The sequence below is a fragment of the Pedobacter sp. genome, assembly GCF_035566355.1.
GTDB lineage: Bacteria > Bacteroidota > Bacteroidia > Sphingobacteriales > Sphingobacteriaceae > Pedobacter.
Window position 1 is genome coordinate 1 of the sequence record NZ_DATMRL010000149.1, and the last position, 3069, is coordinate 3069.

5 protein-coding genes are annotated in these 3069 nt (G+C 40.1%); 1 reads left to right on the forward strand and 4 read right to left on the reverse strand.

Annotated elements, in window-relative coordinates; genetic code table 11:
* From ftsY to rpmB, 4 genes are all read right to left on the reverse strand, one after another.
* Positions 1 to 792: signal recognition particle-docking protein FtsY (gene ftsY / locus VNZ46_RS05930; RefSeq protein ID WP_325559186.1), on the reverse strand; the 792-nt coding region annotated here is incomplete at its 3' end.
* 72 nt (positions 793 to 864) lie between these two features.
* Positions 865 to 1032: a DUF4295 domain-containing protein gene (locus VNZ46_RS05935; RefSeq protein ID WP_108554932.1), complete on the reverse strand. Its 168-nt coding sequence runs from the start codon at positions 1030 to 1032 to the stop codon at positions 865 to 867.
* 38 nt (positions 1033 to 1070) lie between these two features.
* The gene (gene rpmG, locus VNZ46_RS05940) at positions 1071 to 1253 is read right to left on the reverse strand and encodes a 50S ribosomal protein L33 (RefSeq protein WP_008242799.1); all 183 of its coding nucleotides are present in this window, start codon (positions 1251 to 1253) and stop codon (positions 1071 to 1073) included.
* A gap of 39 nt (positions 1254 to 1292) precedes the next feature.
* Positions 1293 to 1526 carry a 50S ribosomal protein L28 gene (gene rpmB / locus VNZ46_RS05945; protein ID WP_108554931.1) on the reverse strand — a complete coding sequence of 78 codons (234 nt, stop codon included), beginning with the start codon at positions 1524 to 1526 and terminating at the stop codon, positions 1293 to 1295.
* Positions 1527 to 1775: 249 nt separating this feature from the next.
* Here rpmB and VNZ46_RS05950 point away from each other — a divergent pair.
* Positions 1776 to 3069: acetate--CoA ligase (locus tag VNZ46_RS05950; protein ID WP_325559187.1), on the forward strand; the 1294-nt coding region annotated here is incomplete at its 3' end.

Sequence of the window (3069 nt, forward strand, 5' to 3'; positions counted from 1 at the left end):
TGTTGCTTCTGTAAACTGTTTGCATTGCTCAAAGGCATTCTGGCCGGTAGAGCCATCCAGAACCAACAAAATTTCATGTGGTGCATTTGGAATAACTTTTTCCATTACGTTCTTGATTTTTCCCAATTCATTCATCAGGCCAATCTTATTGTGCAAACGGCCAGCGGTGTCAATGATCACTACATCTTCTTTATTCGCAACTGCCGATTGAAGGGTGTCAAATGCTACAGAAGCGGGATCTGAACCCATAGCCTGAGCCACTACACGAACACCAACCCGTTCGCCCCAAAGTTTAATCTGTTCAACAGCCGCTGCCCTGAAGGTATCTGCTGCGCCAAGTACAACTTTAAGATTTTCGTTTTTTAGTTTGTTTGCCAGTTTGCCGATGGTCGTCGTTTTGCCCACTCCATTAACCCCCACTACCATAATTACATAGGGTTTATGGTCGCCATATTCAAACTTACGGAAGTCATTGCTATTGTTTTCCGCAAGCAAGAGCTGGATTTCATCACGTAATAAGTGATTGAGTTCTGAGGTAGATAAATATTTGTCCTTTGAAACCCTGTTCTGTACACGTTCGATGATTTTGAGTGTAGTGGAAACACCCACATCGGAGGTTACCAATACTTCTTCAAGGTTATCCAGAACATCGTCATCCACCGTTGATTTACCTGCAACAGCTTTGGTGATCTTACTTAAAAAACCTTCTTTAGTTTTCTCTAGTCCCCTGTCCAAAGCCTCTTGAGCTTCAGGAGCAGTTTCCTTTTTCTTAAAAAAATCAAATAAACCCATACGAATGTTTAACAAAACAAAAAAAGCCCTCCCATATTGAAGGGACGGCTCTAATATTATAGAATATTGAGATTACTTACCTTCTTGAGGTGCAGTAATAGCATCTTTAACGTGATCGTTGTGAACAATGATTTCTTTGAAAGAATAAGCACCTGTTTTAGGTGATTTAGTCATTGTAATAACTTTCGAATACTCTTTTCCTTTACCCGTTTTAAGGGTTGCAACTACCTTTTTTGCCATGATCTAAATAGATTGTATTTAGTGAGATACTAAATGTATTACTTAATTTCTTTGTGTACAGTTACTTTTTTCAATACTGGATTGAATTTTTTCAATTCTAATCTTTCAGTAGTGTTTTTACGGTTTTTAGTAGAGATATATCTAGACATACCAGGCATGCCACTAGTTTTATGCTCTGTACACTCTAGAATAACTTGTACTCTGTTACCTTTCTTTGCCATTTTATTATAATTGAAGCCAGTAAAAACCAGCCGAAGTTGTTACAAAAATCCTTTTTTCACGAAGCGGTTGATTGCTTCTGTAATACCAATTTTATTGATGGTTTTAATAGCTGAAGTAGATACTTTCAGTGTAATCCAACGATCTTCCTCAGGAATATAAAATTTCTGAAGTTGTAAGTTGGGATAAAACTTACGCTTAGTTTTAACGTTCGAGTGAGAAACATTAAAACCTGTCATCGCCATTTTTCCGGTTAAATCACAAACTCTAGACATGCCTTTTAATATATATTGTTAATTATTAGTCGCTTAATTTTTTAAGAGTGTGCAAATATCAGAATAATATTTGTAACCATCAAGCGGGTGTTCGATATTTTTGAAAAATTATTGAGATACCTGTCTGATACCCCGGAGAACGGCTGCAAAAGTACAAAACAAAATTTAAAATGCCGATCACTTCCGATAACTTTTCAAATAAAGTTATATTTGGATTCCAGTAATTGAAACAAATATAAGAACCACATGATGCAAATTAATTCTTTTGATGAATATCAAAAAACCTACAAACAAAGTGTTGAACAGCCTGAAGAATTCTGGGCGGGCATAGCAGATACTTTTAAATGGCGAAAGAAATGGGATAAAGTATTGTCCTGGAATTTTTCAGAACCCAATATTAAATGGTTTGAAGGCGGAAAACTAAACATTACAGAAAACTGTCTGGACCGTCACCTGGAGAAGAACGGGGATAAACCCGCCATCATCTGGGAGTCGAACGATCCCGAAAAAGACAGCGTTACTCTCACTTATAAAATATTGCATGAGCAGGTTTGCAGGTTTGCCAACGTACTTAAAAAGAACCAGGTCAAAAAAGGGGACAGAGTCTGTATTTATATGCCTATGGTTCCGGAACTGGCTGTTGCTGTCCTGGCTTGTGCCCGTATAGGCGCTGTGCATTCCGTAGTTTTTGGAGGTTTTTCTGCCAAGTCTATTGCTGACCGTATCAATGATGCCCAGTGTAAGCTGGTGATCACTGCAGATGGTGCTTTCAGAGGCGCAAAACAGATCCAATTGAAAGAAGTGATCGATGATGCACTGATTGGCTGCCCAAGCGTGGAGAAAGTGATTGTATTGACCCATACGCGTACACCTGTTTCTATGTTGAAAGGAAGGGATCTTTGGTTCGAAGATGAAATCAAACTTGTCGATACCCATTGCCCGGCAGAAGAGATGGACGCAGAAGATATGCTCTTCATTTTATACACCTCAGGCTCTACAGGTAAACCTAAGGGGGTTGTTCATACTGTTGGGGGCTACATGGTGTATGCCGGTTATACTTTTTCCACAGCGTTTAACTATCAGCCGGAAGAAATTTTCTTCTGTACTGCAGATATCGGCTGGATCACCGGTCATTCTTATATCGTTTACGGGCCATTATCGCAGGGCGCAACCACACTGATGTTCGAAGGTGTACCAACCTACCCCACACCAGCCAGGTTATGGGAAGTTGTGGATAAGCACAAAGTCAATATTTTATATACTGCACCTACAGCAATCCGTTCTTTGATGGGCTTTGGTAATGAGCCCGTGGATGGTGCAGACCTGAGTTCTCTGCGTGTGTTGGGCTCAGTTGGAGAACCCATTAATGAAGAAGCCTGGCACTGGTTTGATGAGCATGTAGGCAAAAAGAAATGTCCGATTGTAGATACCTGGTGGCAAACAGAAACAGGAGGGCTTATGATCTCACCTATCGCCTTTGTGACGCCAACCAAACCAAGTTATGCCACGCTGCCTTTACCTGGTGTACAGCCTGTTCTTGTAG

Excerpts from the sequence above, each read along its gene's own strand:
- VNZ46_RS05935 (WP_108554932.1), bottom strand. The coding sequence starts at position 1,032 with ATGGCAAAAAAGGTAGTTGCAACCCTTAAAACGGGTAAAGGAAAAGAG.
- rpmG (WP_008242799.1), bottom strand. The coding sequence starts at position 1,253 with ATGGCAAAGAAAGGTAACAGAGTACAAGTTATTCTAGAGTGTACAGAG.
- rpmB (WP_108554931.1), bottom strand. The coding sequence starts at position 1,526 with ATGTCTAGAGTTTGTGATTTAACCGGAAAAATGGCGATGACAGGTTTT.